At 68.3% G+C, this 25,164-nt stretch carries 22 protein-coding genes; 11 read left to right on the top strand and 11 right to left on the bottom strand.

The window, feature by feature from the left end:
- Position 1: 1 nt before the first annotated feature.
- The 3 genes from ACYQ5L_RS08260 to ACYQ5L_RS08250 all read right to left on the bottom strand — a co-directional run bounded on the left by ACYQ5L_RS08260 (position 2) and on the right by ACYQ5L_RS08250 (position 3,578).
- Entirely contained in the window at positions 2-1,255 is a 1,254-nt protein-coding gene (locus ACYQ5L_RS08260) for a glycosyltransferase 87 family protein (RefSeq protein ID WP_459956805.1), read from the bottom strand.
- Positions 1,256-1,329: 74 nt separating this feature from the next.
- Positions 1,330-2,001 (bottom strand): response regulator, encoded by a 672-nt coding sequence (locus ACYQ5L_RS08255; protein ID WP_459956804.1) that lies wholly within the window; start codon positions 1,999-2,001, stop codon positions 1,330-1,332.
- The gene (locus tag ACYQ5L_RS08250; protein WP_459956803.1) at positions 1,998-3,578 is read right to left on the bottom strand and encodes a sensor histidine kinase; all 1,581 of its coding nucleotides are present in this window, start codon (positions 3,576-3,578) and stop codon (positions 1,998-2,000) included. Before ACYQ5L_RS08250 ends, ACYQ5L_RS08255 begins: the two co-directional genes overlap by 4 nt.
- 170 nt (positions 3,579-3,748) lie before the next feature.
- On the opposite strand from ACYQ5L_RS08250, the gene ACYQ5L_RS08245 reads away from it, so the two are divergent.
- The 5 genes from ACYQ5L_RS08245 to ACYQ5L_RS08225 all read left to right on the top strand — a co-directional run bounded on the left by ACYQ5L_RS08245 (position 3,749) and on the right by ACYQ5L_RS08225 (position 9,195).
- Positions 3,749-4,729, top strand: a complete 981-nt coding sequence (locus ACYQ5L_RS08245; RefSeq protein ID WP_459956802.1) for a Bug family tripartite tricarboxylate transporter substrate binding protein — start codon at positions 3,749-3,751, stop codon at positions 4,727-4,729.
- Positions 4,726-5,307, top strand: coding sequence for a tripartite tricarboxylate transporter TctB family protein (locus ACYQ5L_RS08240; protein ID WP_379201495.1), 582 nt, complete (start codon positions 4,726-4,728; stop codon positions 5,305-5,307). The genes ACYQ5L_RS08245 and ACYQ5L_RS08240 overlap by 4 nt, the downstream gene beginning before the upstream one ends.
- A 1-nt stretch (position 5,308) precedes the next feature.
- Positions 5,309-6,817, top strand: coding sequence for a tripartite tricarboxylate transporter permease (locus tag ACYQ5L_RS08235; protein ID WP_459956801.1), 1,509 nt, complete (start codon positions 5,309-5,311; stop codon positions 6,815-6,817).
- Between the two features lie 83 nt (positions 6,818-6,900).
- Positions 6,901-8,418, top strand: a complete 1,518-nt coding sequence (locus ACYQ5L_RS08230; protein WP_459956800.1) for a cytochrome P450 — start codon at positions 6,901-6,903, stop codon at positions 8,416-8,418.
- Between the two features lie 9 nt (positions 8,419-8,427).
- Positions 8,428-9,195: a TetR/AcrR family transcriptional regulator gene (locus ACYQ5L_RS08225; RefSeq protein ID WP_459956799.1), complete on the top strand. Its 768-nt coding sequence runs from the start codon at positions 8,428-8,430 to the stop codon at positions 9,193-9,195.
- Positions 9,196-9,207: 12 nt separating this feature from the next.
- On the opposite strand, the gene ACYQ5L_RS08220 is transcribed toward ACYQ5L_RS08225, so the two are convergent.
- Positions 9,208-10,374 (bottom strand): glycosyltransferase family 4 protein, encoded by a 1,167-nt coding sequence (locus ACYQ5L_RS08220; RefSeq protein ID WP_459956798.1) that lies wholly within the window; start codon positions 10,372-10,374, stop codon positions 9,208-9,210.
- Positions 10,375-10,614: 240 nt separating this feature from the next.
- Between ACYQ5L_RS08220 and ACYQ5L_RS08215 the strand changes: the two genes are divergently transcribed.
- Entirely contained in the window at positions 10,615-10,821 is a 207-nt protein-coding gene (locus tag ACYQ5L_RS08215; protein ID WP_379201505.1) for a heavy-metal-associated domain-containing protein, read from the top strand.
- Between the two features lie 80 nt (positions 10,822-10,901).
- On the top strand, positions 10,902-12,278 hold the full coding sequence (locus ACYQ5L_RS08210; RefSeq protein ID WP_459956797.1) for an MFS transporter: 1,377 nt from the start codon (positions 10,902-10,904) through the stop codon (positions 12,276-12,278).
- A 60-nt stretch (positions 12,279-12,338) separates the two neighbouring features.
- On the opposite strand, the gene ACYQ5L_RS08205 is transcribed toward ACYQ5L_RS08210, so the two are convergent.
- Positions 12,339-13,715, bottom strand: a complete 1,377-nt coding sequence (locus tag ACYQ5L_RS08205; protein ID WP_459956796.1) for a hypothetical protein — start codon at positions 13,713-13,715, stop codon at positions 12,339-12,341.
- Positions 13,716-13,820: 105 nt separating this feature from the next.
- Positions 13,821-15,563 (bottom strand): hypothetical protein, encoded by a 1,743-nt coding sequence (locus ACYQ5L_RS08200; RefSeq protein WP_459956795.1) that lies wholly within the window; start codon positions 15,561-15,563, stop codon positions 13,821-13,823.
- 186 nt (positions 15,564-15,749) lie between these two features.
- On the opposite strand from ACYQ5L_RS08200, the gene ACYQ5L_RS08195 reads away from it, so the two are divergent.
- Together ACYQ5L_RS08195 and ACYQ5L_RS08190 are read left to right on the top strand one after the other, a co-directional pair.
- Positions 15,750-16,868 (top strand): sensor histidine kinase, encoded by a 1,119-nt coding sequence (locus tag ACYQ5L_RS08195; protein ID WP_459956794.1) that lies wholly within the window; start codon positions 15,750-15,752, stop codon positions 16,866-16,868.
- Positions 16,865-17,524 carry a response regulator gene (locus tag ACYQ5L_RS08190; protein WP_459956793.1) on the top strand — a complete coding sequence of 220 codons (660 nt, stop codon included), beginning with the start codon at positions 16,865-16,867 and terminating at the stop codon, positions 17,522-17,524. The genes ACYQ5L_RS08195 and ACYQ5L_RS08190 overlap by 4 nt, the downstream gene beginning before the upstream one ends.
- Positions 17,525-17,640: 116 nt before the next feature.
- Here the strand turns inward: ACYQ5L_RS08190 and ACYQ5L_RS08185 are convergent, their stop codons facing one another.
- Both ACYQ5L_RS08185 and ACYQ5L_RS08180 read right to left on the bottom strand, forming a co-directional pair.
- Positions 17,641-18,036: a RidA family protein gene (locus tag ACYQ5L_RS08185; protein WP_459956792.1), complete on the bottom strand. Its 396-nt coding sequence runs from the start codon at positions 18,034-18,036 to the stop codon at positions 17,641-17,643.
- A 150-nt stretch (positions 18,037-18,186) separates the two neighbouring features.
- Positions 18,187-19,023, bottom strand: coding sequence for an oxygenase MpaB family protein (locus tag ACYQ5L_RS08180; RefSeq protein ID WP_459956791.1), 837 nt, complete (start codon positions 19,021-19,023; stop codon positions 18,187-18,189).
- Between the two features lie 83 nt (positions 19,024-19,106).
- Here ACYQ5L_RS08180 and ACYQ5L_RS08175 point away from each other — a divergent pair, with 83 nt between their 5' ends.
- Positions 19,107-20,180 carry an AraC family transcriptional regulator gene (locus ACYQ5L_RS08175; RefSeq protein WP_459956790.1) on the top strand — a complete coding sequence of 358 codons (1,074 nt, stop codon included), beginning with the start codon at positions 19,107-19,109 and terminating at the stop codon, positions 20,178-20,180.
- Positions 20,181-20,253: 73 nt separating this feature from the next.
- A complete protein-coding gene (locus ACYQ5L_RS08170; protein ID WP_459956789.1) occupies positions 20,254-21,639 on the top strand; it encodes a decaprenylphosphoryl-beta-D-ribose oxidase in 1,386 nt (461 codons plus the stop codon).
- A gap of 125 nt (positions 21,640-21,764) precedes the next feature.
- Here ACYQ5L_RS08170 and ACYQ5L_RS08165 read toward each other — a convergent pair whose 3' ends face one another.
- Genes ACYQ5L_RS08165 through ACYQ5L_RS08155 form a run of 3 tightly spaced genes read right to left on the bottom strand, consistent with a single transcriptional unit; the run spans position 21,765 to position 25,161 of the window.
- Positions 21,765-23,006 (bottom strand): cation:proton antiporter, encoded by a 1,242-nt coding sequence (locus tag ACYQ5L_RS08165; protein ID WP_459956788.1) that lies wholly within the window; start codon positions 23,004-23,006, stop codon positions 21,765-21,767.
- 25 nt (positions 23,007-23,031) lie between these two features.
- Entirely contained in the window at positions 23,032-23,811 is a 780-nt protein-coding gene (locus ACYQ5L_RS08160; protein ID WP_459956787.1) for an alpha/beta fold hydrolase, read from the bottom strand.
- Between the two features lie 30 nt (positions 23,812-23,841).
- Positions 23,842-25,161: a hypothetical protein gene (locus ACYQ5L_RS08155; RefSeq protein WP_459956786.1), complete on the bottom strand. Its 1,320-nt coding sequence runs from the start codon at positions 25,159-25,161 to the stop codon at positions 23,842-23,844.
- Positions 25,162-25,164 lie beyond the last annotated feature (3 nt).

Raw genomic sequence — 25,164 nt, 5'->3', positions numbered from 1 at the left:
GTCAAACGGCGGTCGAGGCCAACGCGGGTGTGCGGCGGCGGGCGGCGAACACGAACAATGCCACCAGCAGGACGCTGAGCCAGATGTAGGTGTTGCCGATGACGTGCTGCCAGGGAGTCCACGCGGATTCGCGATCGTCGTCGCCGGGCAGCCAGTTCTGCGGGCCGTAGACGAACACGGCGGTGGTGAGGGCGGTGGCGAGGTACCAGCCCCAGGCGCGCCGCCACGGCTGCAGCGTCGCGTAGCCGAGCATGGCGAGCAGGGCGGGGGCGATCCAGATCCAGTGATGCGACCAGGAGATGGGCGAGACCAGCAGGGTGAAGACGGCATTGATGGCCAGCGCCAGCGGCGGGAAGTCGGTGGCGCGGCGCATGGCGACCACCACCAGGGCCAGCAGTGCGGCGCCGAACAGCAGCCACAGCACGGTGAACAGCGGCTTGTGAATCTCGAAGCGGGCCAGCACGGCCTGAATGGACTGATTGGTGTGGAAGGACGATCCGCTCAGACCCTCCACATTGCCCATGCCGCCGAACCAGTACTTGATCGAGGCCGAGGGCAGCACCAGGAAGCTGAGCGCGGTCGCGGCGGCCCCGGTGATCGCGGCGGTGGCCGCGGCCTTGTAGTCGCGGCGAACGAGGAAGTAGAGCACGAAGGCCGCGGGGGTCAGCTTGACCGCGGCCGCGATCCCGATGAGCATGCCGCGCCGCCACTTGGGCTTCTCGGTCAGGCAGTCGGCCACCACCAGCGCCATCAACAGCAGGTTGACCTGCCCGAAGTCCAGCGTCGAGCGAGCCGGTTCCAGCAGCAGCGCCAGCGGCGTCGCGGAAGCCGTCACCCACAGCGCCAGTCGGCGCCGGTCCTCCCCCGGCCACACCCGGCGGGCGACCAGGTACAGCGACAGCGCCACCGCCGCCACCGAGGTTACGAAGAACGCGACCGTGGCCACATTCCACGGCAGCAGTGCGAACGGCGCCAGTACCAGGGCCGCGAACGGCGGATAGATGAACGGCAGCCCGATTCCGATGGTGGTCTGCGGCAGCTGCCCATACATGTCGCCGCCGTCGCGCAGCGTCTCGACCCCCAGCCGATACACCTGCAGATCGATGAACCCGCGCGAGATCTCCTCGAACGGCCACAGCGGCGTCATCAAACACAGAGCCGCAAAGCCGGCGGTCAACGCCGGAACCAGCCACATCACCCGCCCGAATCGGCGGTCCAGCGACTTCGGCACAGCAACAGCAGTGGAACAACTCATCCGCGGCGACTATACCGGCCCGCGACCCCGCCCACCGACGCTATGCGGGCCGCCCCCGCCGCGAGCGGGCCGGATCAGGCGCCGGTCCAGCGATAGCGGCGTTCGGGGCGGCCGGTGCCGCCATAGCGCAGGCGGACCTCGGCGCGGCCGGTGTCGGCGAAGTGTTCCAGGTAGCGGCGGGCGCTGGCGCGGGACAGGGCGGCGGCGTCGGCGCATTCCTGGGCGGACAGGTCGTCGGGGGCGGCGCGCAGGACGCGGGCCACCAGCTCGGAGGTCTGGGCGGTGAGGCCCTTGGGCAGCGCCACCGTGCCGCGGGGGCGGGCGCCGAAGACCTGGTCGATATCGGATTGGTCGGCGCGATCGAGCGCGCTGAGCTTGGTGTGCAGTTCGGCGAAGTGCCGCAGTTGATCGTGCAGGGCGCTGTAGGTGAAGGGTTTGACGAGATAGTGCAGGACGCCGCCGCGCACGGCCGCGCGGATGGTGTCCACGTGGTCGGCGGCGCTGATGATGACGACGTCGGTGGCCTCGGCGGTCTCGCGGATGCCGCGCAGCACGGACAGGCCGTCCAGATCGGGCAGGTAGATGTCGAGCAGGACCAGGTCGGGGCGGAGGTCGGCGATCAGGCGCAGGGCGTCGCGGCCGGTATGGGCCACCCCGGCGACCTCGAAACCGGGTGTCTGGGCGACGTATCCGCTGTGCACCTTGGCGACCATGAAATCGTCGTCGACGACCAGGACCCGGATCATCGGGCGGCCGCGGGGGTGAGCGGGAGGGTGGCGGTGAAGACGGCGCCCTCGGCATTGTGCACCGAGACCGAGCCGCCGCGGCGCACACAGGCCTGCCGGGTGATGGCCAGGCCCAGGCCGCGCAGGCCGCCCTGTTCGGCGGCCTTGGTGGTGAAGCCGTGCCGGAACACCTCCTCGGCGATATCGGGGGCGACGCCGGGTCCCGAATCGCGCACCACGACCCGCACCTCCGCGCCCACCCGGCATAGCTCGACCTCGATCCAGCCCGCCGGATCGTGCAGAGCGTCGAGGGCGTTGTCGACCAGATTGCCGAGCACGGTCACCAGATCGGCGGACAGCGCGTCGTCCACCTCGGGTAACTCGGTGGTCCCGGACAGCCGCAGTCGCACACCCTGTTCGGCCGCGCGGCTGGCCTTGGCGATGAGCAGTGCCGCGACCGCCGGATCGCCGATGCGGCCGGTGACCTCGGCCTGCCATTGGTCGCGGCCGGCGCTCACCAGTTCGACGTAGCGCCGCACCTCGTCGTATTCGCCGAGTTCGATGAGACCGGCGATGGTGTGCAGCCGATTGCTGAACTCGTGCGCCTGGGCGCGCAGCGTATCGGTGGTATTGCGGTTCTCGGTCAATTGATCTCGCAGTCGCATGAGTTCGGTGCGGTCGCGCAGGGTGATCACCGCGCCGAGGGTGCGCTGATCCCAGCGGATCGGGGTGCGGTTCATGATCAGCACCTTGCCGCGGCGCAGGCCGATCAGATCGGTGCCCTCGGCCCGCCCGGTGAAGACATCCAGGATCCGTTCGTTGAGGCCGAGGTCGTGCACGCTGCGGCCGACCACGTCGCCGAGTGAGAGCAGCGCCCTGGCCTGATCGTTGACCAGCGTGATCCGCTGCTGCTGATCCAAACCGACCACGCCCTCGTGGATGCCGTGCAGCATGGCCTCGCGGTGCTCGACGAGCCCGGCGATCTCGGCCGGTTCCAGCCCGAGCGTCTGCCGCTTCACCCACCAGGCGACCGACAGCGATCCCGCGATGCCCAGCGCGCAGGCCAGGCCCAGCAGGCCGAGCAGGCGCGGGAACGACTCGGTGAGAATCGTCCAGAACGCGGGCAGCTGTTTGCGCGCGGCGACATAGCCGACCAGTTCGTGATCGCCCTGCCCGATGACCGGGACGTGCGCCACCACCGCGCCGCCGATCTCCCCGACCCAGGCCCGCCCGTCGGTCACCGTCGAATCGGCCAGGGCCAGCGGCGCACCGATATCGGCGGGGTGCTGCGAGGTGAGCACGGTGCCGTCGGTGCGGGCGATGGCGACCACATCGGCGCCGGAGGCCACCTGCGCCGCGGTGGCGAAGGGCGCCAGCCGCAGATGCTGTTTCGGATCTTCCAGCAGGATCCGCAGGCTGGGATTGGCGGCCACGTCCTCGGCGACGCCGAGCATGCGCCGGGATTCGGTGGCGCGGAAGGTCTCTCCCACCTGGGCGACCACCACCGCCGCGACCGCCGCGAGCAGGGCGACGACAATCGTCAGCTGCAGGGCCAGCAGCCGTCGTGCCAGCGAGCCCTTCTTGCCCACGTCTCTCATACCTCCCGGCGCCGTCGCCTGCCGCCAGTCTCGTCGCGCGCCCGGTATGCCCGGGTCGTTTTCGCCGCGAACACTATGAGCAAAACGAACATTGCTTACGCAAGGCAGACAGACCGAGTGGTCCACCTCACAATTCGAGCCAACTCGATGTTGCGAGATGAGGATCCACAGTGAGAACTTCCCCGTTGCTGACCGCACTGGTCGCAGCCGTCGCAGCCATCACGCTCACCGCGTGCCAGGGCACCGGGTCCGGGAGCGGCGACAAACTGACCGGCGTCCGGATCATGGTGCCCAACTCCCCCGGCGGCGGCTATGACATCACCGCGCGCACCTCCGCCAAGGCCATGGAGGACGCCGGCATCGCGCGCTCGGTCGAGGTCTTCAATCTGCCCGGCGCGGGCGGCACGGTCGGCCTGGGCCGGCTGGTGGGCGAGAACGGCAATGGCAAGCTCGTCATGCAGATGGGCCTGGGCGTGGTCGGCAGCGTCTACACCAATAAGTCGCCGTCGAAGCTGACCGACACCACGCCGATCGCCAAGCTGATCGAAGAGCCCGACATCCTCGTGGTGTCGAAGAATTCCAAGTACACCGACATCAAACAGCTCATCGCGGAGTGGAAGGCGAATCCGGGCGCGGTCCCGGTCGGCGGCGGCTCCTCGCCCGGCGGGCCGGATCATCTGGCGCCCATGCTAGTGGCCAAAGCCATTGGCATCGAGCCGAAATCGGTGAACTACGTGCCCTTCGACGGCGGCGGCGAACTGCTGGCCTCGGTGCTCGGCAACAAGATCGCCTTCGGCGTCTCCGGAGTCGGTGAATACCTGGACCAGATCCAGGCCGGTGAGCTCCGGGTGCTCGCGGTGACCGGGCCCAAGCGGATCGCCGATGTCGACGCGCCGACGCTGAAAGAGGCCGGCATCGATGTGGAATTCACCAACTGGCGCGGTGTGGTCGCCCCGCCCGGCATCGGCGACGCGGACCGCAAGGCGCTGATCGACGCCTACAGCCGCATGCACGATTCGCAGCAGTGGAAGGACGCGCTGGCCACCAATGGCTGGGACGACGCCTTCGTCACCGGCGAGGATTTCGGGACCTTCATTCAGAAGCAGACCGATCAGGTCGGCACGGTGCTCACGGAATTGGGGCTGGCATGACGGAGCCCAGCGATCCCGGTTCCGGGATCGACGGGGCCGCACCGACCGCCGGGTCCGCACCGACGAAAGCACCCGCGCCCTCCGCATCGGCGTGGTTGAAGGAGCGGTCCGAACTCGTCGTGGCCGTCCTGCTGGCCGGTGCGGGCGGGCTGGTGCTGTTCGACGCCCTGACCATGTCGACGGATTTCACCCAGCGCGGTCCGGTCGGGCCGAAGGCGGTGCCGGTCCTGGTCGGACTGCTGCTGCTGGTGGTGGCGGTCGCGCTGGCCGTGGACGTGGTGCGCGGCGGCAGCGGCGACGCCGAGGCGGGCGAGGACATCGACCTCGACACGCCTCTGGAATGGCGCACGGTACTGCTGCTGATCGGCGTGTTCGTGGCCAACATCATGCTCATCGACCTGGTCGGTTTTCCGATCTCCGGTCTGCTGCTGTTCTGGGGGGCCGCCTATGCGCTCGGCAGCAGGCATTTCGTGCGCGATCCGCTTGTCGCGGTGACGCTTTCGCTCGTGACCTATGTCGTATTCGTGAACCTGCTCGGCGTGGCGCTGCCGGGCGGTCCACTGGAGGGGGTGTTCTGAGTTGGATGTGCTGGGAGATCTATTGCAGGGGTTCGGCACCGCGCTGACCCCCACCCATCTGCTGCTGGCGGCCGTCGGCGTGCTGCTCGGCACCGCCATCGGGGTGCTGCCCGGCATCGGGCCGGCCATGGCGGTGGCGCTGCTGCTGCCCATCACCTACAGCGTCGAGCCGACCAGCGCGTTCATCATGTTCGCGGGGATCTACTACGGCGGCATGTTCGGCGGCTCGACCACGTCGATCCTATTGAACACCCCCGGCGAGACGGCCTCGGTGGTCACGGCCATCGAGGGTCATCCCATGGCGCGAAAAGGCCGGGGCGCACAGGCATTGGCCACCGCCGCCATCGGCCACTTCGTCGGCGGCATCTGCGGCACCCTGCTGCTGGTGCTGCTGGCGCCCGCGGTGGCGAAGATCGCCGTGAACATCGGCGCCCCCGACTATTTCGCGATCATGCTGCTGGCCTTCATCGCCGTCACCTCGGTGCTCGGCACTTCCCGGATCCGCGGATTCGCCTCCCTGGGAATCGGTTTGATGATCGGCCTGATCGGCCTCGACCCCATCACCGGTCAGCAGCGCCTCACCTTCGGCTCCCTGCACCTGGCCGACGGCATCGACGTGATCATCGTGGCGGTCGGCCTCTTCGCCGTCGGCGAGGCCCTCTGGGTCGCCGCCCATCTTCGCCGCAACCCCGGCACCGCCATCCCGGTCGGCCGAGCCCTGTTGAGCAGGAACGACTTCCAGCGCTCCTGGAAGCCCTGGCTGCGCGGGCCGCTCATCGGCTTCCCCTTCGGCGCGGTCCCCGCGGGCGGCGCGGAGATCCCGACCTTCCTGTCCTATGCCACCGAACGGCGACTCTCCAAGCACAAGGACGAATTCGGCAAGGGAGCCATCGAGGGCGTCGCCGGTCCCGAGTCCACGGCCAGCGCCTCGGCCGCGGGCACCCTCACCACCATGCTGACCCTCGGCCTGCCCACCACCGCCACCGCGGCGGTCATGCTCGCCGCCTTCCAGCAGTACGGCATCCAGCCGGGACCGCTTCTCTTCCAACGAGAATCGGAACTGGTCTGGACCCTCATCGCCAGCCTCTTCATCGGCACCACCCTGCTGCTGGCCCTCAACCTCCCCCTCGCTCCCCTGTGGGCGAAACTCCTCCGCATCCCCCGCCCGTACCTGTATGCCGGAATCCTGTTCTTCGCCAGCGTCGGCGCCTATGCCGTCAGCGGCGACGTCACCGACCTGATCCTGCTGCTGGTCATCGGCTTGATCGGATTCCTCATGCGCCGCTATGGCTTTCCGCTCCTGCCCGCCATCATCGGCGCCATCCTCGGCCCGAATGCCGAAGGGCAGCTGCGCCGCGCCCTGCAGATCAGCAACGGCGACCTGACCGGCCTGATCGACACCTGGTTCTCGATCGCCGTCTACACGGTGATCGCGGTAATCCTGGCCTGGCCACTCCTCGCCCGCCTGGTCCGCAACCGCCGGCCGGAACCGGTCGATTCCCGGCCGTAGAGCATTGACCGAGTCACGCTGTCTCATTATTTTGAGTGGGACAGCTTGTCTCAGGTTGAACAGCTCAGCAAGGGAGCCAGCTCATGGCCGATTCCTCGCGTTCGCTTTATCCGCCCAGGTGGGCGCCCACTTTTCTGCGGTGGCACGACACACGCGTCGGGTGGTGGGAGTCGTGGCGGCTGGCGCTGGGGGTGATTCCGCGGGTGCGGGATCACACGGTGGTGGATTATGCGGCGAATCTGCCGGGGGCGGATGACGTACTGGTGGCGCGCGTGCCGTTCGCGCGGTTCGTCATCGTGCGGAGTCCGCGGCTGGCGCGGCAGGTGCTGGTGACCAATCAGAACAACTACATGAAGAGCCCGGAGTACGACATGCTCGCGGTGGCGTTCGGGCGGGGGCTGGTCACCGATCTGAACGAGGAGCAGTGGCAACGGAATCGGCGGCTGGTGCAGCCGATCTTCGCCAAGCGCAATGTGGACGGGTTCGCGCCGGTCATGGTGGCGGCGGCCACCGAGGCCGTGGAGCGCATTCGCGGGCTGGCGGCGGCGGACGGGATCGTGGATGTGGGGGCCGAAATGAACCGGCTCACACTGGATATCACGTCGCGGACCATGTTCGGCACCGATATCACCGGGCCCATGTCCGAGGTGGTGCTGGAGCGGCTGCTGCGGTTCTTCGGGCGCGGGTTCATGACCAACCTCAGCCATCCGCTGCACAATATCTCGGCCTGGGTGCTGCAGCGGCGCGGGCGGACCGATCCCGCCAATTCCCGGCTGCCCATGCGGATCATGCGGATGGCGGGCTGGGTGGTGGAACCGCGGGCCATGCGGGATCTGCGGCATGCCGAGCGGGTGGTGGACGGGCTCATCGCCGACCATCGCGCCGGGCGGATCGATCGCAAGGACAATCTGCTGGCCCTGCTCATGGACGCCGCCGATCCCGAAACCGGTTACCGCTACAGCGATCAGGAGATCCACGACGAGCTGATGACCTTCATCGGCGCCGGAATGGAAACCACCGCAACGGCTTTGAGCTGGGTGTGGCAGCTGCTGTCCGAACATCCCGAGGCCCGCGACCGGCTGCGGCGGGAGGTGGAATCGGTGCTCGGCGCGCGCCCGGCCACCGCGGCGGATGTGGAACGGCTGCCGTGGACGCAGGCGGTCGTCGCCGAGACCATGCGCCTGCTGCCGCCGGTGATCGGCCTGGCCAGAACCGCCAAGGGCCCGGATGAGCTGGGCGGCTACCGGATTCGGCCGGGCGATACCGTCGCGGTCATCCTGCACGGCCTGCACCATCATCACGGGGTGTGGGAGCGGCCCGAGGAATTCGATCCGAGCCGGTTCCTGCCGGAGAACCTGGAACGCGAGCAGAAGCGGGCCGCCATCCCGTTCGGCGCGGGCAAGCGCATGTGCGTCGCCTCGGGTTTCGCGAGCATGGAGGCGACCCTGGTGGTCGCCACCTTCGCGCAGCACCTGGAATTCGACGCCGTATCGCCCGAGCGGGTGCGGCGGCAGATCTCCTTCACCGGCGGCCCGGACGGCCCGCTGCCCATGCGCCCGCGCTTCCCGGCCCAGCCGCGCCGGTCCGGCGCGGCCGTATAGTCGGATACCGTGAGACCGCCCCTCGACCTGCGACCGCATCGCCGGCGATCGGGCGGACAGCGCTGGCACGAACACAATTCGGCGCGCCGGACCACCATTCTGGAAGCCGCGGTCGCGCTCATCGAGGAGCATCCGCCGGGCGCGGAGATCGCCACCGCGCAGATCGCCGATCGTGCCGGGCTGGCCCGCTCGGTCATCTACCGCCAGTTCGAGAACCGCGACGATCTGGACGCCTACGTCCGCGAGTTCGTATTCCAGCGCTATCTGGCGGAATTCGAGGCGATCCTGGTGCTGGACCCGGCCAAGACCGTCGAGCAGATCGTGTACGACATCATGCGCACCGTGGTGCGCTACGCCTGCGAGCATCCCAACCTGTATCGCTTCGCCCAGCTCGGGCCGCTGCCCGGCGCGGGTGCGGCCACCGATACCGTCGCCACCTTCCGCCAGCACATCGCCGACGCCCTGTGGCGGCGATTCACCTCCTGGACCAGGGTGCTCGGCATCGATGTCGCGCCGTTCCACCCGCTGGTGCACGGGCTGGTCGGCCTCGTCGAGGGCATCGTCACCGAATACCTCGGCCGCGCCGATGATTCCGACCGGCCCGGACAGGAGACCATCGCCCGCCTGCTCACCTCCTCCACCTGGTACCTGTTCGACGGCCACGCGCGCGAGCTCGGCTACGCCTTCGACCGCGCGGCCACGGTCTCCAGCACCCTCGGCGCTCTCTTCGCCGCCGCGGGCCGCACCGGCGCGGGCCCGGACGACGATTCCGAGTGAGCCGCGCGGTGGCTAGGCCAGGCTCTTGACGGCGGACGATCCGCGTCGAATCACCCTGCCCGGCAGCAGAATCGGCAGCGACGGCGGCTGCGGGACGGTTTCCAGCGCCCGGTAGTAGACGCTCTCGTAACCGGCGCCGAGCTTGTCGACGCCGAAGAGCCGCTCCACCCGTTCGCGGCAGGCATGGGGATCCAGGTCGCCGGCGCGCGCGATGGCATCGGGCAGCTCGGCCGGATCGTCGCAGATGATGCCGGTGACACCGTCTTCGAGCACCTCGGCCACCGCGCCGCCGCGCAGCGCCACCACGGGCGTGCCGCACACCATGGCCTCGATCATGACGATGCCGAAGGGCTCCTCCCATTGGATCGGGAAGAGCAGGCAGCGGGCCGAGGCCAGCAGCTCCCGCTTGGCCACCGCATCGGCCTCGCCGTAGACCGAATCGGAGTCGGTCAGCAGCGGCCGGATCCGCTCCTCGAAGTACGCCTTCTCCGGCGGCTCGTTCAGCTTGGCGGCCAGCACCAGCGGGATCCCGGCCGCGTGTGCGGCCGCGAGCGCCAAGTGCGGTCCCTTGTAGGGGGCGTAGCGGCCGAGGAACAACGCGTAGTCCTCTTTTTTCGGGCGAAACGGCCATTCCTCGGGGCGCAGCGCATTGTGCACCCGCCCGATCCAATTGAAATCCGGCGTCAATTCCCGTTGCCGGTCGCTGATGGCCACGAGCTGCACACACTCGTCCAGCGAACGGTAGTAGTCGATCATATCCGGATCGTCGACCGGACCATGCGCGGTGACCACGGTGGGAATTCCCAGCTGACGATAAAAAGGAGCATTCATCGGTCCGGCGAAGGTGTGATCGTGCACGATATCCAAGGAATTCGTTCCGGCCAATTCCGCGATCGCTTTCTGCACCTTCATGGCGTGCACGACCTCGGGGTATGGCTGGCCGAGCCGTTCGGTGAGCGCGTCCTGCCAGATTTGTACGAATTCTGCTTGAGTGCCCGATTTGCCGGCGCCCAAGAGCGTGACGCGGTGCCCGCGGTTCACCAATTCATCGGCCAGTTCGGCCACAATGGCCTCGATACCGCCGTATCCGGCGGGCGGAATGTCGAAATACGGCGGGGCGACCATGGCGATATGTAGCGGACGACCCTGCGTAGTGGAGCATGAAAACGCGGAACTCATCGCAAATCTCCTCGTCGTTGAGGGGCGAAAGAAATAGAAATCCTCACCCACCATTGCAGCAGCCGCGAGAGTTATCAAGACCACACGCCAGACAATTGTCACTGCCGCACTACAGACCGGCCGCTGGGCGGCAACCGGGCGTCAAGGGCCCCGGACGCCCGACCGCGATCTTGCGCTCTATACCCTAGGGGGGTATGGTTCCTCTCGTCGCCGACCGGCGATCACGAGAAAGGGATCTCCATGAGCACCACCTCCGTCACCGTGACCGGCATGACCTGCGGCTGCTGCGCCAACTCCGTCAGCAAGGAGGTCGGCAAGCTGCCCGGTGTCACCGGTGTGGATGTCGACTTCGTCAGTGGCCGTGTCTCATTCGACAGCGAGCGCCCCGTGGACCGGGAGTCGATCGCGACCGCCGTGAGCACCGCCGGTTACCAGCTCGCCGACTGACGTCGACAGCCCACCGGCCGCCGGAAGCGGCTGGTGGGCAGGCGGATTCGTGCGAGCACGAGCTCCAGGACGAAACTCTCATGATCACTTCCCTGTTCACCCACCGCGATTACCTGCGACTGTTCACCGCGCAGGTGTCGGCCCTGTTCGGCACCGGCTTGACCACCGTCGCACTGGGACTGCTCGCCTACGAACTCGCCGGCGCGGACGCCGCCGCCGTGCTCGGCACCGCGCTCACCATCAAGATGCTGGTCTACGTCACGGTCGCACCGATTGTCGGCGCCTACGCCGATCGCTTCCCGCGCCGGCTGTTCCTGGTGTCGCTCAACGCGATTCGGGCCGCGGTCGTGCTGGCGCTGCCGTTCATCGACCAGATCTGGCAGATCTACCTGCTCATCGCGATCCTGCAGACCGCCTCGGCCGCCTTCACCCCGACCTATCAGGCCGTGATCCCCGACATCCTGCCCGATGAACGCGATTACACCCGGGCACTGTCGGCCGCGCAGCTGGCGGCCACCATGGAGACCCTGCTCAGCCCCATGCTGGCCGCGGCCGCGCTGACGCTGATCAGCTTCCACTGGCTGTTCGTCGGCACCGCCATCGGCTTCGTGATCTCGGCCGGGCTGGTGATCGGCACCCGCATCCCGAATGCCACCGCCACGACCGAGGGCAGCTTCCGCGAGCGGATCACCGTGGGCATGCGGATCTTCGCCGCCACCCCGCGCCTGCGCGGACTGCTCGGCCTGAACCTGGTGGTCGCGGCCGCCGGCTCGGTGATCATGGTCAATACCGTCAACTATGTGCGCGACACCCTGGGCGGCACCCAGTCCGGAGTGGCGATGCTCCTGGCCGCCAATGGATTCGGCACCATGCTCGTCGCACTGTCGCTGCCCCGCGTACTGGATCGCACCGGCGCCCGGCCGGTCATGCTGACCGGCGCCGCCACGCTGCTGGCCGGACTCGGCTCGGGCATCGCGCTGTCGACCGCCGGATCGGGCGACTGGCGCTGGGCCGCGGCCATCGCGGTGTGGTCGGTGATCGGCGCGGGCACCGCGGCCATTCTCACCCCGACCGGTCAGGTGCTGCGGCGTTCCGCGCGGCCCGCCGACCGCCCGGCGCTGTTCGCCGCGCAGTTCTCGCTGTCGCACCTGGCCTGGCTGCTCACCTATCCGATCGCCGGATGGCTCACCACCGCAGCCGGTTTCACCGCCACCTGGGTGACCCTGGCGGCGCTGGCCGCGGCCGGTGTCACGGTGGCGGCGCGGATGTGGCCGGGCGTGGATCCGGCCGAGATCACCCACCTGCACGCGGCCGGAACCATCGACCCGGCCCGGCTGGGCGATGCCGAACTCGTGGGCGAGGGCCTCTACCGGCACACCCACGTGTACGTGATCGACGCCGAGCACCCGCGCTGGCCGGCGCGGGCGGCGGACCGGCAGTTCGCGCTCGCCGCTTGACGGGAGCGGGCGGACAGCCGCGATGGCGGGCGCGGGCCGGACCCGCGCCCGCCATTGCGGCTAGAAGCCCGTCGGCGAAACGTGGCCCGGCTGGATGGGCCGCACCACCGGTGCGCCCGATCCCCGCTCGCCCGCCGCGTGCATCCGGGCCCAGCGCCCGCGCACCGCTTCCTTGGTGGCCGGGCGCACCCGGTAGAGCAGAGCGATCCCGCCCGCGCAGCCGACCGTGACGACCAGGGCGACGACGCCGGGCGCGACCGCCATGACCGGTTCGGTGGGGCGGTACCACGTGGGCGAATAGGCCACCCGCTCGAATTCCCTGCCCCACAGGGCGACCGCGGCCGAGGGCACGAACAGCACCGCGATGCACAGCGGCGGAATGCTGGGGAACAGCGGGGTCGCGGCGCCCAGACAGTAGCCGCCGACGAAGGCCACCGCCGTGCCACTGAGGACAGCCGTGAAGGTGCCGTGCACACCGGTGACCACCGTGACGATCGAGCCGACCGCCAGCGCCGCCGTCACCGCGGCCGCCACCAGCGGCAGCCCGCGCCGATATCCGACCAGCAGGCCGAGCGCGATGGCCGCCACGAAGATCAGGACCGCCCAGTCGGGCCGCGGCACCGTGATCGGGGTGCTGCCCGCCGCCGCGAAGGCCACCATGAGCAGCAACAGCATGCCGTCCCGGCCGGGCAGGATGAGCGCCCCGGCGGTGGCGGCCAGCACGATGAGGACCACGCCCACGCACAGCACCCGCATGTCGTAGCCGTCCTGCGCGAACCATTCCGAGGTGAGCAGGATGGCCGGGAACACGATTCCCGCCGCCAGAATCGGCCGCAACGGGATCACGTCCACCAGCCTGCGCACCGGTGCCGGCCGGTGCCGGTACAGCAGCGCGCACGCTCCGGCCAGCACGGCGAGCACGGCCACCGAGGCGGCGTGCGGCGAATCGAGCAGGAACCGGTCCAGGAACGAGGGCTCCTCCCCCGCCGTCGGCGAGGGCGTGAAATCACCGACCAGGATGCCGGTCAGCGCACCGAGCAAGAAGGCGCTCGCTGTCGTCCGCCGGTACCACGACAGGGTGCCGACCAACCCCATGAGCGCCCCGGCCCACAGCGAATCGACATAGGTGAGCGCCGACTGCGACCCGATCTCATTGCTCCACAGCACCTGATTGCCCAGCAGCGCCACCGCGACCAGCATGGCGGAGGTCCACGCCGAGGCCACGCTCATCATCACGGCGAACACGGCGGCGAGCACGGCCACGAACGCGGCGGCCGTCGTAGCCCGCGGCACATTGAAAACCGCCAGGTCGACCCAGGGAGCCGAAGCCTGCGAGGAATCGAGGGTGGGGTCGATCGGCACCATGACGGTGAGCCCGGCAAGCACGGCCGCCAGGCACACCGCTACCGCTTCGAGCGCTTCCCGCAGACGCCGCACCTCACCACAATGGCCCACTCCGGACAATTCAGCAATCGCCAGTTACGTCTCTCACCAGCCAAGACGCTCACCAGCGACTCTATGGCAATCAGAATTGCCGCCTGATCAGCCGAGGCTGCGGATGAACAGCGCCAACTGCCAGCCGCTGTGGTCGGGCTGTCCGTCGTTCTGGGTGCGAGCGGCGCCGATGGTGTCGATGTGGTTGTAGCCGGGCAGGGTGACCACGTGGGCGAGCGCCGGAGTCGGGAAGAACGTGCCGGTGGCGGGTGGGACGGGACTGTCGCCCGCCCAGGCCACGAAGTTCGGCTTCAGCCGGCTCATGCCGTGATAGCGCAGGACAGCGCGGTCACCACTGCGCGCGCCGCCGAATCCGGCGGCGATATCGGTGACCAGCCGCAGCGGAAAATAGGTCTCCCAGTACGCGCTGGGCCCGCCACTCGCCAATTGCCGTGCCACATCGCGGATATCGGCGACCTCGTGATTGGGCGAGGTGTACGGGACACCGGTGACGTCGTCGTAGTTGCGCCAGGTGTAGAGCGCGGTGCGGTCGGTGGGCGCCACCCTCCGCTGCGGGCCCGCGGTGATGCGCAGGAAATTGCCCAGCAGCGGCAGCTGGGTGAGCTCCCCCGGATTCGGAAAGCTCTTGTCCTGCACCGGCCCTCCCGCCAGCGCACCCACGCCCTGCTGGAAGAGTGAGAAGTTGGAGGAGTTGTTGTCGATGAGTACGCCCAGCAGCGCGGTATTGGTGAAGCGGTAGTCCCGCAGCGAGCCGGAGCCGTCCGCGCCATTGGACACCCAGGCGGCCCAGGTGGGTGCGCCCAGCGTGCCGAGGGTGCCGTCGATGTCCAGGTCACGCGGAAGATGCGCCAGCAGTTGACTTTCGCCGTCAGGGTCCAGGTGCGCGGCCAGTCCGGCCAAACGCAGCAGCACGAAGGCGCGGGTGCCGAGTCCGGGCACGGAGCCGAAGGTGCGCGGCAGCGCGTTCAGGCGGAAGCCGTTCTGCAGGACCGAATCCAGAGGTCCCACAATGGCATTGGTGAGATCGTGCAGAAACGGCGTGTTCTGGATGGCGACCGGGTCGGAGGAGATCATCGAGTCCTGAGCGGCGAACGCGGCGCACTGATCGGCCCCGGGGCGGCCGTCGAAATCCCAATCGGAGAAGAAGCCGGTGACCAAGCCGCCCAGGGAGATTCCGGTGCAGACGAACTTGCGCTGACGCTCGGCCTGCTCCGGAATCTCGTGCAGCATCACCTCGTACTGATCGCGCACGACCCGATCGAGTCCCATGAAGTCGAGCACCGGCAGATCCGCGGGCGCTGCGAAACCCGCGAAACGCTCACCGTCGATGGGCATCCCATTGAAGTAGTAGTCGACCGCATCGAGATAGCTGCCGGTTTCCAGCGCGTAGTCGAAGCCGCGGGTCTCATCCAGGCAGGTGCTGCGGCGGGCCAGCGCCCAGTATTCGATCCGCTGCCCCTGGGCCAGCGCCGAGTGCACGGTATTGAAGGCCACGCTGTCGGAATTGACCGCGCCGCCGTGCAATCCCTGCTGCTGGATCACCACGTGCTCGGCGTCCCGGGCGTCCGAAGGACCGTCGGCCGCCCGGTATCGCAGCATGCCGACACGATCGCAGCTCGCGGGATGCGCCGGTGCGTTCGCGGGCAGCGGCAGCGCGAAACTCACATAGGAGGTGGTGATTCCGTCCCGGGTGGAGAGCACCTCCTCCTGCCGATCACTCGCCGCACTCACCGGTTCCGGATCGGCGGCGGCCACGCCCGCACACGCTCCCGTACACGCCATGGCGACCACTGCTGACAGGAGCGCGGCCCGGCGGACAACCTTGATCATGTCCTGCAACGCTGCCAGTCGATTTCCTTGCCTACCAGAGGAAATAGCACGAAGAACAGCCTGTGCGACCAGTCACAGTGCCCAAATCCGCGCCCGGGACCCGAGCGGGGCTACTGCCGGTGCGGTAGCCGGGTGCTCCTGCGTGAGCAGGACGTGCCGGCGCGCCCGCCCGGATAGGGTGCACCCATGAAATGGGGACGAATCGGTCTCGGAGACGTGGCGATCGCCCTCGGTGTGGCGGGGGTCGTGCTGGTCGCCGGGCTGTCCGGGCAGCACTCGCCGTCCGGTCCCGCGATGTTCGGCCCGCTGAGCTACGCCTTGCTGGTGTGCAGCGGCCTGGCGCTGGTGGCGCGCCGGCGGGCTCCGGTCGCCGTCCTCGCGGCAACCGGCTTGTGCGCCTTGGGTTATCAGGCCGCCGGTTTCGATGTCCCGGCGGTCGCGTTCGTCTTCGCGGTGTACGCCGCGGCGCGGGCGGGCCATCGGCTGGTCACGGCGGCGGTGTCGGTAGCCATGCTGGCGGCGCTGCCGCTCGCGGCGCTGGCCGCGCTGCACGATACGGGCGCGGCGTTCGCGCAGGCCCGCGGTGCGCTCGAGATCGCCTGGCTGATCGCGGCGGGTGCGGCGGGTGAGGCGCTGCGGCAGGCCGAGCGCCGGGCCGACGAGGCCGAACGCACCCGCGAGGAGACCGCGCGCCGCCGCGCCGACGAGGAGCGGCTGCACATCGCGCGGGAACTGCATGATTCGCTCACGCACCAGATTTCGGTGATCAAGGTGCAATCCGAGGCCGCCGTGCACGTGGCCCGCAAACGGGGTGAGGAGGTGCCGGAGGCATTGCTGGCGATCCGGGAGGCCGGGCGGGAGGCCGCGCGGGAGCTGCGCGCCACCCTGGAGGCGTTGCGCGATGACGGGGCCGGGCCGCGGCAGGGGCTGGCGCAGGTTCCGGAGCTGGTGGAGCGGGCTCGCACAACGGGATTGGACGCGACGCTGACCATTGCCGGTCAGCGGCAGGACGTGCCGGTGGCGGTGGATCGCACCGTGTACCGGATCGTGCAGGAATCGCTGACCAATATCGCCCGCCATGCCGCCGCGGACACGGCTTCGGTCCGAATCGATTACCGGCCGGATACTTTGGTCGTCCAGGTCGACGACGACGGCCGGGGCGCTGCGGATCGCGTACCCTCGCCCGGCGTCGGGCTGCTCGGTATGCGTGAACGGGTCACCGCGCTGGGCGGGCGGCTGCGGGCCGCGCCGCGCGTCGAGGGCGGATTCCGCGTCTGCGCCGAACTTCCCGTGGAGCGGCCGTGATTCGCGTTCTGCTGGTCGACGATCAGCCGCTGATTCGCAGCGGTTTCCGCGCCCTGCTCGATATCGAGGACGATATCGAGGTGGTGGCCGAGGCCGCCGATGGCGCCGAGGGGGTGGCGCTGGCCCGGGAGCATCTGCCCGATATCGCGCTCATCGATATCCAGATGCCCGGCGTGGACGGTATCGAGGCCACCCGCCGTATCGCGGCGGATCCGGCGCTGACCGCGATGCACGTCGTCATCCTCACCAACTACGGCCTGGACGAGTACGTCTTCGACGCATTGCGTGCCGGTGCGGCCGGGTTCCTGGTGAAAGACATTCAGCCGGAAGACTTCCTGCACGCCATCCGGGTGGCCGCGCGCGGTGATGCCCTGCTCGCTCCGTCGATCACTCGCAAACTCATCGACCGCTATGTCACCCAGCCGCCGCACACGGGATCCGCGGCCTTGCACGACCTGACCGCCCGCGAACGCGAGGCCGTCATCCTGGTCGCGCGGGGCCTGTCCAACGACGAGATCGCCGCCCACATGGTCATCACCCCGCTGACCGCGAAAACCCATATCAACCGGGCCATGACCAAACTGCACGCCCGCGATCGCGCCCAGCTCGTCGTTCTCGCGTATGAATCCGGCCTGATCGTTCCGCGCGGATCCTGACGCCGCGCCAGGCCGGCCTCGCCCGCATCATCGAGGATGCGGGCTGGGGCCGGGTGCAGTGGCGGGACCCGGCCTTCGGCGTGGCCGCCATGCATCGCGCGGACGATCCGGGCTGATCAGTCGACGGCGGTGCCCTCGAGTTCGATCATCTGGCCGGGGATGGCCAGCCGGGACACCCCGAGCATGGTGGTCGCCGGCGCGACTCCGGCCGCGCCCAAGCGCGATGCCAGCACGCCGTAATGCTGGAAGAGCAGGTCGACGTCGGTGGTGTAGACAGTGAGCCGGACGAGATCCGCCAGCGACATGCCGGCGTCTTTCAGCACGGCCTCCAGATTGTCGAGGCTCAGCGCCAGCTGTGCCGCCATATCGCCGTCGTGCTGCGGCTCGCCCTCGGCGCTCATGGCGGTCTGGCCGGAGCAGTACAGGGTCCGGGTGTGCCCGGAGACCAGCTCGGCCTGGTTGAATCCCATTGCCTGCGACCACGACACCGGGTTGACAGCCGTTCGTTCCACTACCACATCAGTTCCGTTCGATTCGTTGAAGCGCGGACGCCCAGCGACCGGGTGGCCGCTGTCGGTGACGCCGTAACAGCAAGCGTTCCAGCGAATCACGACATCTTCTGTCAGGTATTCCGAGGCGATTTTCGCCGGTGTGCCGGGCCGTCAGACCAAGGGCTTTCCGGTGCGCATGCGGCGGCGCATATCCCACAGGCAGAGGTTCACCGGCAGCAGGCGGATCGGTTCGGGCGCGTGGGTGACGACTGCTCCGAGCAGCCGCAGGAAGCGATCGAATCGCCGTTGCCGCGCCGGAGTCCAGGTCATGTTCAGTTGCGCGCGGAGTTCGGCGGGCAGCAGGGCGGTCACCAGGTAGCGGTGCGGGCGGGCGCAGAGCAGGCGCAGCGGGAGCGGGAGCATGGTGAGGTCGATCAGGCCGTCGAGGTACTCGCGGATCACCGGATCGATGTGGGCGCGGGCCAGGCCGGATTGCCAGTACCGCTCGAAGGCGGCCCGGTCGGCGGGCCACATGGCCGCGGGCACCTGGAGGGTGGTGGCCAGCCGGGCGCAGTGCCGGTAGAGCGGGTCGGCGATCGCCTCGTCCAGGGTTCCGCCCCGGAATTTCTCCAGGATGTCGAGGTAGCCGCGGTACAGGCAGGCCGCGACCCACAGTTGCAGTTCACGGTCGAAGGCGTTGTAGCGCACCGGACTCGACGGCGTGGACCGGACGAATCGGTGCTGCGCGTCGACGGCGGCGCGGTAGGCGGCGCGCTCGGCGTCGGTCCCCATGGTCGCCACGGCCAGATAGGTGAGGGTCGTGCGCAGCCGCTTGAAGGGGTGGCGATCCACCCGGCCGCTCTCGACGGCGCTCTCGTAGACCCCGTATCCGACCGGCGGCAGGCTCAATTGCATGATGACATTGGCCATTCCGCCGAGGAATGCGGCGATTCCGTAGATGTGGTCCGCAATGCGAAATTCGGCCGATTCGTCCGGCGGCAGGCTCATACGCAGACCTCGAATCGTCTCGGGCGGCTATGAATTCCGGCCAAATTCTTGCCCACATTGGCCAGACGGCGTTCCATTGTGACGTGGCGTCCTGGGATCGGCGGCGAACGGTGGCGTTTTCGGCGATTCTCGTCGAGACGGGCATGGATCGGGGCCTCGAGCTGGACGAATGCTTAAGAGACACCGGCATTTCGCCCACGCTGCTGACCACTCCCGGCGCCGAGGTGACGGCGGCCCAGGAAATCGCCCTGGTCCGCAATATCGTCAAAGCCTTCGACGACCGCCCGGGCCTCGGAATCGACGTCGGCGCCCGGACTCCCGTAACCTCCGCCGGCATCTTCGCCCTCGCTCTGATGAGCAGCCCCACCCGCCGCTCCGCGGTCGAATTCACCATGCGCTATTTCAACCTGATCATTTCCTTCGCCGAAGCCTGGCACATCGACCGCGGCAACGAGATATGGATCTACTTCGACGATTCCGACGTCCCCGCCGACCTCCGCGGCTTCCTCCTCGAGCGCGACGTAGCCGCCATGCACTCCAACTGGATGCACGCCTTCGGCGCCCCCGCCCCCATCCTCCGCGCCGAAATCGGCGCCAACCTCCGCCCCCGCCTCCAACACGTCCTCGACCACTTCGCAATCCCCAGCACCGACTGCACCGGCCCCCACCTCGCCGTCTTCGACGCCACCGATTTCGACCACCCGATGCCGCAGGCGAGCCCCCTGACCGCGGCCCTGTTCGAACAGGAATGCGCCGACCTCCTCCGCCGCCGCAATATGGACCGCGGCCTGGCCGGCACCGTCCGCAACGTCCTCCTCCACCGCATAGGCGGCCGCGTCACCCAAGACGAAGTAGCCGCCACCCTGCACCTCAGCCTCCGCACCATGCGCCGCCGCCTCGCCGAAGAAGGCACCTCCTACCGCCAGGTCACCTCCGAAATCTACGGCGGCCTGGCCGAAGAACTCCTCGAATCCGGCCTAACCGTGGAAGAAGTAGCCCACCGCCTCGGCTACTCCGGCGCCTCCAGCTTCTCCGCCGCCTTCCGCCAATGGCGCGGCATCTCCCCCGGCCGCTACGCCCGCGGCCTCACCGAAACCCTCCGCCGCACAACACCCAGACCCCAAAGCCCCCGCCGAACCGCCACACCATCGCGCTAGCCCACCTCGGTCGCTGCGTGAGGCCGACGAGCGCGGCTACGGTGGCGAGGTGAATTCCATTCAAGGGGGATCAATGGTCGATCACCGTCCGCTGTCCGGGTGGGGCCGTACCGCATCGTCTGTGGCGCAGGTGCTTTCCACACCCGACCTCGATACGGTCGCCCAAGCGATCGGCAGGGCGGGATCGCGCGGTGTCATCGCTCGCGGGCTGGGCCGCAGCTACGGCGATCCCGCGCAGAACGGCGGCGGGCTGGTCATCGACATGACCGCCTTCCACCGTATCCACGACATCGATCCCGGCTCCGGCGTTGTCGACGTCGACGCCGGAGTCAGCCTCGACGCGCTGATGAGATCCGTTTTGCCCCACGGTCTGTGGGTTCCTGTGCTGCCGGGAACTCGCCAGGTCACCGTGGGCGGCGCGATCGCCTCCGACATCCACGGCAAGAACCACCACTCCCACGGCAGTTTCGGCAACCACGTGCTCTCGATGGACCTGCTCACCGCCGACGGAACACTCCGAACGCTCACCCCGCAAGGAGCGGAGGCAGATCTGTTCTGGGCCACGGTCGGCGGCATGGGGCTTACCGGCATCATCGTGCGTGCGCGAGTGCGGATGAAGCACACCGAAACCGCGTACTTCATTGTCGACAACGATCGCACCGACAACCTCGACGAAACCATGGAACTGCTCACCGGCGGCTCCGATGACGGTTACGAGTATTCGATGTCGGTACCCGACACCATCAGCACCGGCCCGAAGCTCGGTCGCGCCGGTTTCAGCCGCGGCTCGCTGGCCACACTCGATCAGCTACCGCCGAAGCTGCGCCGCGAACCGCTGAAATTCGATGCACCGCAATTGTTCACGGTGCCCGACATCTTCCCCAATGGGATGGTCAACAACCTCACCACCCGTATCGCCGCGGAGGCCGCGCACCGGGTGTACCCACGTCGAGCACGCGGCCGGATCCAGAACCTCACGCAGTTCTATCACCCGCTGGATCTACTGGGTGAATGGAACCGAGCCTACGGCCGCCGCGGCTTCCTGCAGTACCAGTTCTCGATGCCCTTCGGCGCCGAGCAACAGCTCGCCGACGCGGTGCGCGCCATCGCACGCTCCGGGCACCGATCGTTCCTGAACGTCTTCAAACGCATGGGCCCCGCCAATGCCGCCCCGCTGTCGTGGCCGCACCCGGGATTCATGCTCAGCCTGGACTTCCCGCTCAAACCCGGGCTGGGCGATTTCTGCGCCGAGCTCGACCGGCGAGTTCTCGACGCCGGTGGACGGTTGTACTTCGCCAAGGACTCCCGCACCACCCCGGAGATGATCCGCGCCATGTACCCACGGCTCGAGGAATGGCGGCGCATCCGTGACAGCGCCGACCCCGAACGGATCTTCGTCTCCGACCTTGCCCGCCGCCTGCACCTCATGGACGACAACCTCACGACAGCACACCCCTAACCGCGCGCACGTATCCGAAACGACGTTGACCGGGAACTGGTGGCGGCAAAAGCCGAGAAGGGGCCGCCACCAGTTCCCGGTCGGTGAGGTTTCAGATCACCGGCCAGCCCTGCACGGTCGAGGCGTCACTGTCCGATGACAGAGGGTGGGGTGGGGATGGCGGGGGTGTTGCGGGTGGGGCGGAAGAGGGAGAGGAGGGGGCCGGTGGCGGCTGTGGTTACGAGGGCCATGACGAGCATCAGGGCGTAGAAGGTTTCGTCGATTATGGCCAGTTGTAGGCCTACGGTGAGGATTACGACCTCGGTCAGGCCGCGGGTGTTGAGGAGGATGGCGATGGTGCGGGCTTCGGGGGGGTTGATGCCGGCTGCGCGGGCGCCCAGGTAGCCGCCGCCGGTCTTGGATGCGATGGCTGTGAAGAGGATCGCGATCAGGATGAGGGCTGCTGTGGTGTCTACGGTTTGGAGGACGACGCTGTAGCCGGCGAGGACGAAGTAGATCGGCATGAGGAGGTCGGCTACGGCGGTGAATTGGCCGGTGATGGCTTGTGGTTCGCGGGTGAGGCCGGCGCGGGGGAAGGCGATGCCGAAGGCGAAGGCGCCGAAGGCGAAATGCAGGCCCATCCATTCGGTGGCGGCGCAGGATACGGCCAGGAGGAGGGCGATGACGGGAAGGGTGGGGCTGGCGTCGCGCCAGGAGCGGCTCTCGCCCTCGGCGGACACCATGCGGCGCAGCAGGGGGCGGACCACGAAGACCAGGGCCAGGATGTAGACGGGTAGGAACACCATGCGCCAGCCGTGCGCGCTCTGGGTTCCGGCGCCCGCGGCGATGACCGCGAGGGCTATCCAGGCGACGGCGTCGCCGAGGGCGGCGACGGCGAAAGCCATTCTGCCCGCGTAGGTTCCGTCCAGGCGGGTGTCGGCGAGGATGCGGGCCAGGACCGGCATGGCGGTCACCGACATGGCGACGGCCACGAAGGCGACGAAGGCCGCGGGTGAGCCGGGGCCGTGGCGGACGGCCAGCGGCAGCGCGAGCAGGGTGCCCGCGATCAGGGGGACGCCCACCGAGCCCATTGCTATGACGATGGGCCGGCCGCGCCGCCGCCACACGTCGGCGAAGTCGAGTTCGAAGCCCATGACGAACATGAAGGCCGCCAGGCCGACCGCCGCCACCGCGGCCAGCAGGGACTTCTGCTGGCCGGGGAAGAGATCGTCGCGCACCATCGGGATGGCGCCGAGGGCGACGCCCGCGAGGATCTCCCCGACCACCGGCGGCTGATGGATGCGGCGGCAGAGGATCCCGACCACGCGCGCCGCGGCCAGCACGACGGCGAGGCTGAGAAAGAAGGCTGTAGTGCTGTTGCTCGTCACGAGATCGTCTGCCAAACCGCTGGATTCAGGCTTCCCGCAGGAAGGTGGAGATGAGTTTGCGCACCGCCGGTGCGCCGACGATGTCGAAATGATCGGCGCCGTCGATCAATTCGAGGGTCGATCCGGGCCAGGCGGCGTACAGGGCCTCACCGTTGGCCGGCGGCACGTAATCGTCCTCGGCGCCGTGGATGACCAGCGCCGGCACATCGACCCCCTTGGCGTTCTCCGACGGTGAGAAGACCTCCCACACGTCCGCGCCCAGCCGTTCCTCGATGGCCGCCGCCAGCTCGTCGAGCTGATCCTGCTCGATGGGCATGAAGTCGGCCATCTTGTCCACCAGGAACCGCATGGTCGCCGGCGCCGAGATCGATACGAACGCCTTCGCGCGCAGCCCCTCACGCCACGCGGACAGCGACCACAGCGATCCGAGCGAATGCCCGACCACGGCGTGCAGTTCCGGGAACTGCCCGCCGACGGCCCGGATCACCTCGCGCACCTCGATGGGATCGGTGCTGTCGCCGAGCGCCTCGCCGTGGGCGGGCGCGTCGAACAACACCACCCGATAGCCCTGGTCCAGCAGATCCTCGGCAATGGCGGCCATACTGCCCAGATTGCTGCGGACCCCGTGCACGTGCAGCACGGTGGGCCCGCTGCCGGCCTGGTAGTACTTGTAGGCCTTGCCGTCCACCTTGATGGTGTGCGACTGGCAGCGGCCGAGGAATTCCTTGGTGGCCGGATCGTGCGGCAGTTTGGCGATCCGGAACCATTCGCGGACCAGGCGGCTGGTTTCGACGACACGGGTCATGTGGCCAATCCTTCTGTGAGAGAACGTCGTTCAGCGTGAGAGTGCATCGAGATACTGCTTGGCGCGAGCCGGAAGCACATACTCCCCCTCCTTCTCGATCCGCTCGTACAGACGCTCGACCCGCTCGTAGTGGTCGTCGAGGTTCTGGTCCAGCAGGTGGTACTCGGACTTGTTGTAGACCCCGAACTGAAGATCGGTCATCAACCCGAAAGGGTTGATGTCCTCAGTGTGCCTGCTGCCGAAGACCAGCCGCAGGAACTCGTCGATGTCCTCGTAACCCAATGTGGCGAGCAGGAATTCGAGCGAGGCCCGCTTCCGCTTGATCTGATGGTTGCGCTCCTCGGGATCGACGATGAAATCGAGCCCGCTGGTCATGCCGGCCGGATAGTGCACCCGGTTGAAGCAGCGGAAGTCGATGGTCAGCCGATCCTTGGGCGAACTCGGCAGCGTGCCGTCGCCGTGCGCGCGATAGTTGTCGAACACCAGCGCGTCCCCGATGCGGGAGTCGCAGTAATACCCGGGTGAGGGCGTGTCCGCGTATTTCTTCGACCAGTACTTGGCCATGAGGAAATCGCGCACGGTGGGCAGGTCGATCTCCGACAGCTTGCCCTCGAGGAACAGATAGAGGGCCTTGTCGACCGCGGCCTTCTCCTCACTGTCCAAACCGTATTCGAGCATCTTCTCGTAGACGAACTGCAGGTTGGGCGCCTCCTGTTCGGCTTCCTCGAAGATGACGAACGGCTGCCGGTCCAGCGGCGTCGGGGTCAGCGCGGTGTGGAAGCTGCGGTATTCGGTAGGGAATCCGAGCTGCTTCTTCACCAGCGACGGAATCTGCAGCGCGATGCCGCTGGCCGCGTGCGTGCCGTAGGACCGCTTGTTGGCGGTGACCACGAAGGCGTTCACCACCGCGGTCTCCACCTCCGGAAAATGCTTGTGCACGATGTCCTGATTGAGATCGTAGAAGCGCTTCGCCGAGGGGATGAACAGCACGCAGTTCTCGAACATGGTCGACAACGGGAAGTAGTTGCCGATCGAGGCTTCCGCGTAGCTCTCCTGAATGACGGCCTGGCACCGCAATTGCCGGGCCAGATTGTCGGCCAGATCGTCGTCGAGATTCATCTGCTCGACCACGGTCGGCGTCGGCTCCGGATAGAAGGCGCACGGGTTGAGCGCCCGGTTGGGCGGCAGCCGCAGCGCCACTTCCGCGGCGTCCACGGGGTATTTGTCCAGCACCGGCATGAGCTTCTCGGCATGCGCGGCGGCGGACGAGTGCAGGAAGGTCCCGCTCTTCTGATAGGTGCCGGTCATGGCCGCGGAAAGGGCCTGATCCTGATCCAGCGTGTCACTCATGAC

It is taken from the genome of Nocardia sp. IFM 10818, from assembly GCF_054655275.1.
This window is presented reverse-complemented; position numbering and strand designations above follow the sequence as displayed.

What these genes read in the sequence shown, in the direction of transcription:
- ACYQ5L_RS08170 (WP_459956789.1), top strand. Translation starts at nt 20,254, where the DNA reads ATGGTCGATCACCGTCCGCTGTCCGGGTGGGGCCGTACCGCATCGTCT.
- ACYQ5L_RS08160 (WP_459956787.1), bottom strand. Translation starts at nt 23,811, where the DNA reads ATGACCCGTGTCGTCGAAACCAGCCGCCTGGTCCGCGAATGGTTCCGG.
- ACYQ5L_RS08195 (WP_459956794.1), top strand. Translation starts at nt 15,750, where the DNA reads ATGAAATGGGGACGAATCGGTCTCGGAGACGTGGCGATCGCCCTCGGT.
- ACYQ5L_RS08180 (WP_459956791.1), bottom strand. Translation starts at nt 19,023, where the DNA reads ATGAGCCTGCCGCCGGACGAATCGGCCGAATTTCGCATTGCGGACCAC.
- ACYQ5L_RS08220 (WP_459956798.1), bottom strand. Translation starts at nt 10,374, where the DNA reads ATGAGTTCCGCGTTTTCATGCTCCACTACGCAGGGTCGTCCGCTACAT.
- ACYQ5L_RS08230 (WP_459956800.1), top strand. Translation starts at nt 6,901, where the DNA reads ATGGCCGATTCCTCGCGTTCGCTTTATCCGCCCAGGTGGGCGCCCACT.
- ACYQ5L_RS08260 (WP_459956805.1), bottom strand. Translation starts at nt 1,255, where the DNA reads ATGAGTTGTTCCACTGCTGTTGCTGTGCCGAAGTCGCTGGACCGCCGA.
- ACYQ5L_RS08210 (WP_459956797.1), top strand. Translation starts at nt 10,902, where the DNA reads ATGATCACTTCCCTGTTCACCCACCGCGATTACCTGCGACTGTTCACC.
- ACYQ5L_RS08250 (WP_459956803.1), bottom strand. Translation starts at nt 3,578, where the DNA reads ATGAGAGACGTGGGCAAGAAGGGCTCGCTGGCACGACGGCTGCTGGCC.
- ACYQ5L_RS08255 (WP_459956804.1), bottom strand. Translation starts at nt 2,001, where the DNA reads ATGATCCGGGTCCTGGTCGTCGACGACGATTTCATGGTCGCCAAGGTG.
- ACYQ5L_RS08155 (WP_459956786.1), bottom strand. Translation starts at nt 25,161, where the DNA reads ATGAGTGACACGCTGGATCAGGATCAGGCCCTTTCCGCGGCCATGACC.
- ACYQ5L_RS08215 (WP_379201505.1), top strand. Translation starts at nt 10,615, where the DNA reads ATGAGCACCACCTCCGTCACCGTGACCGGCATGACCTGCGGCTGCTGC.
- ACYQ5L_RS08240 (WP_379201495.1), top strand. Translation starts at nt 4,726, where the DNA reads ATGACGGAGCCCAGCGATCCCGGTTCCGGGATCGACGGGGCCGCACCG.
- ACYQ5L_RS08200 (WP_459956795.1), bottom strand. Translation starts at nt 15,563, where the DNA reads ATGATCAAGGTTGTCCGCCGGGCCGCGCTCCTGTCAGCAGTGGTCGCC.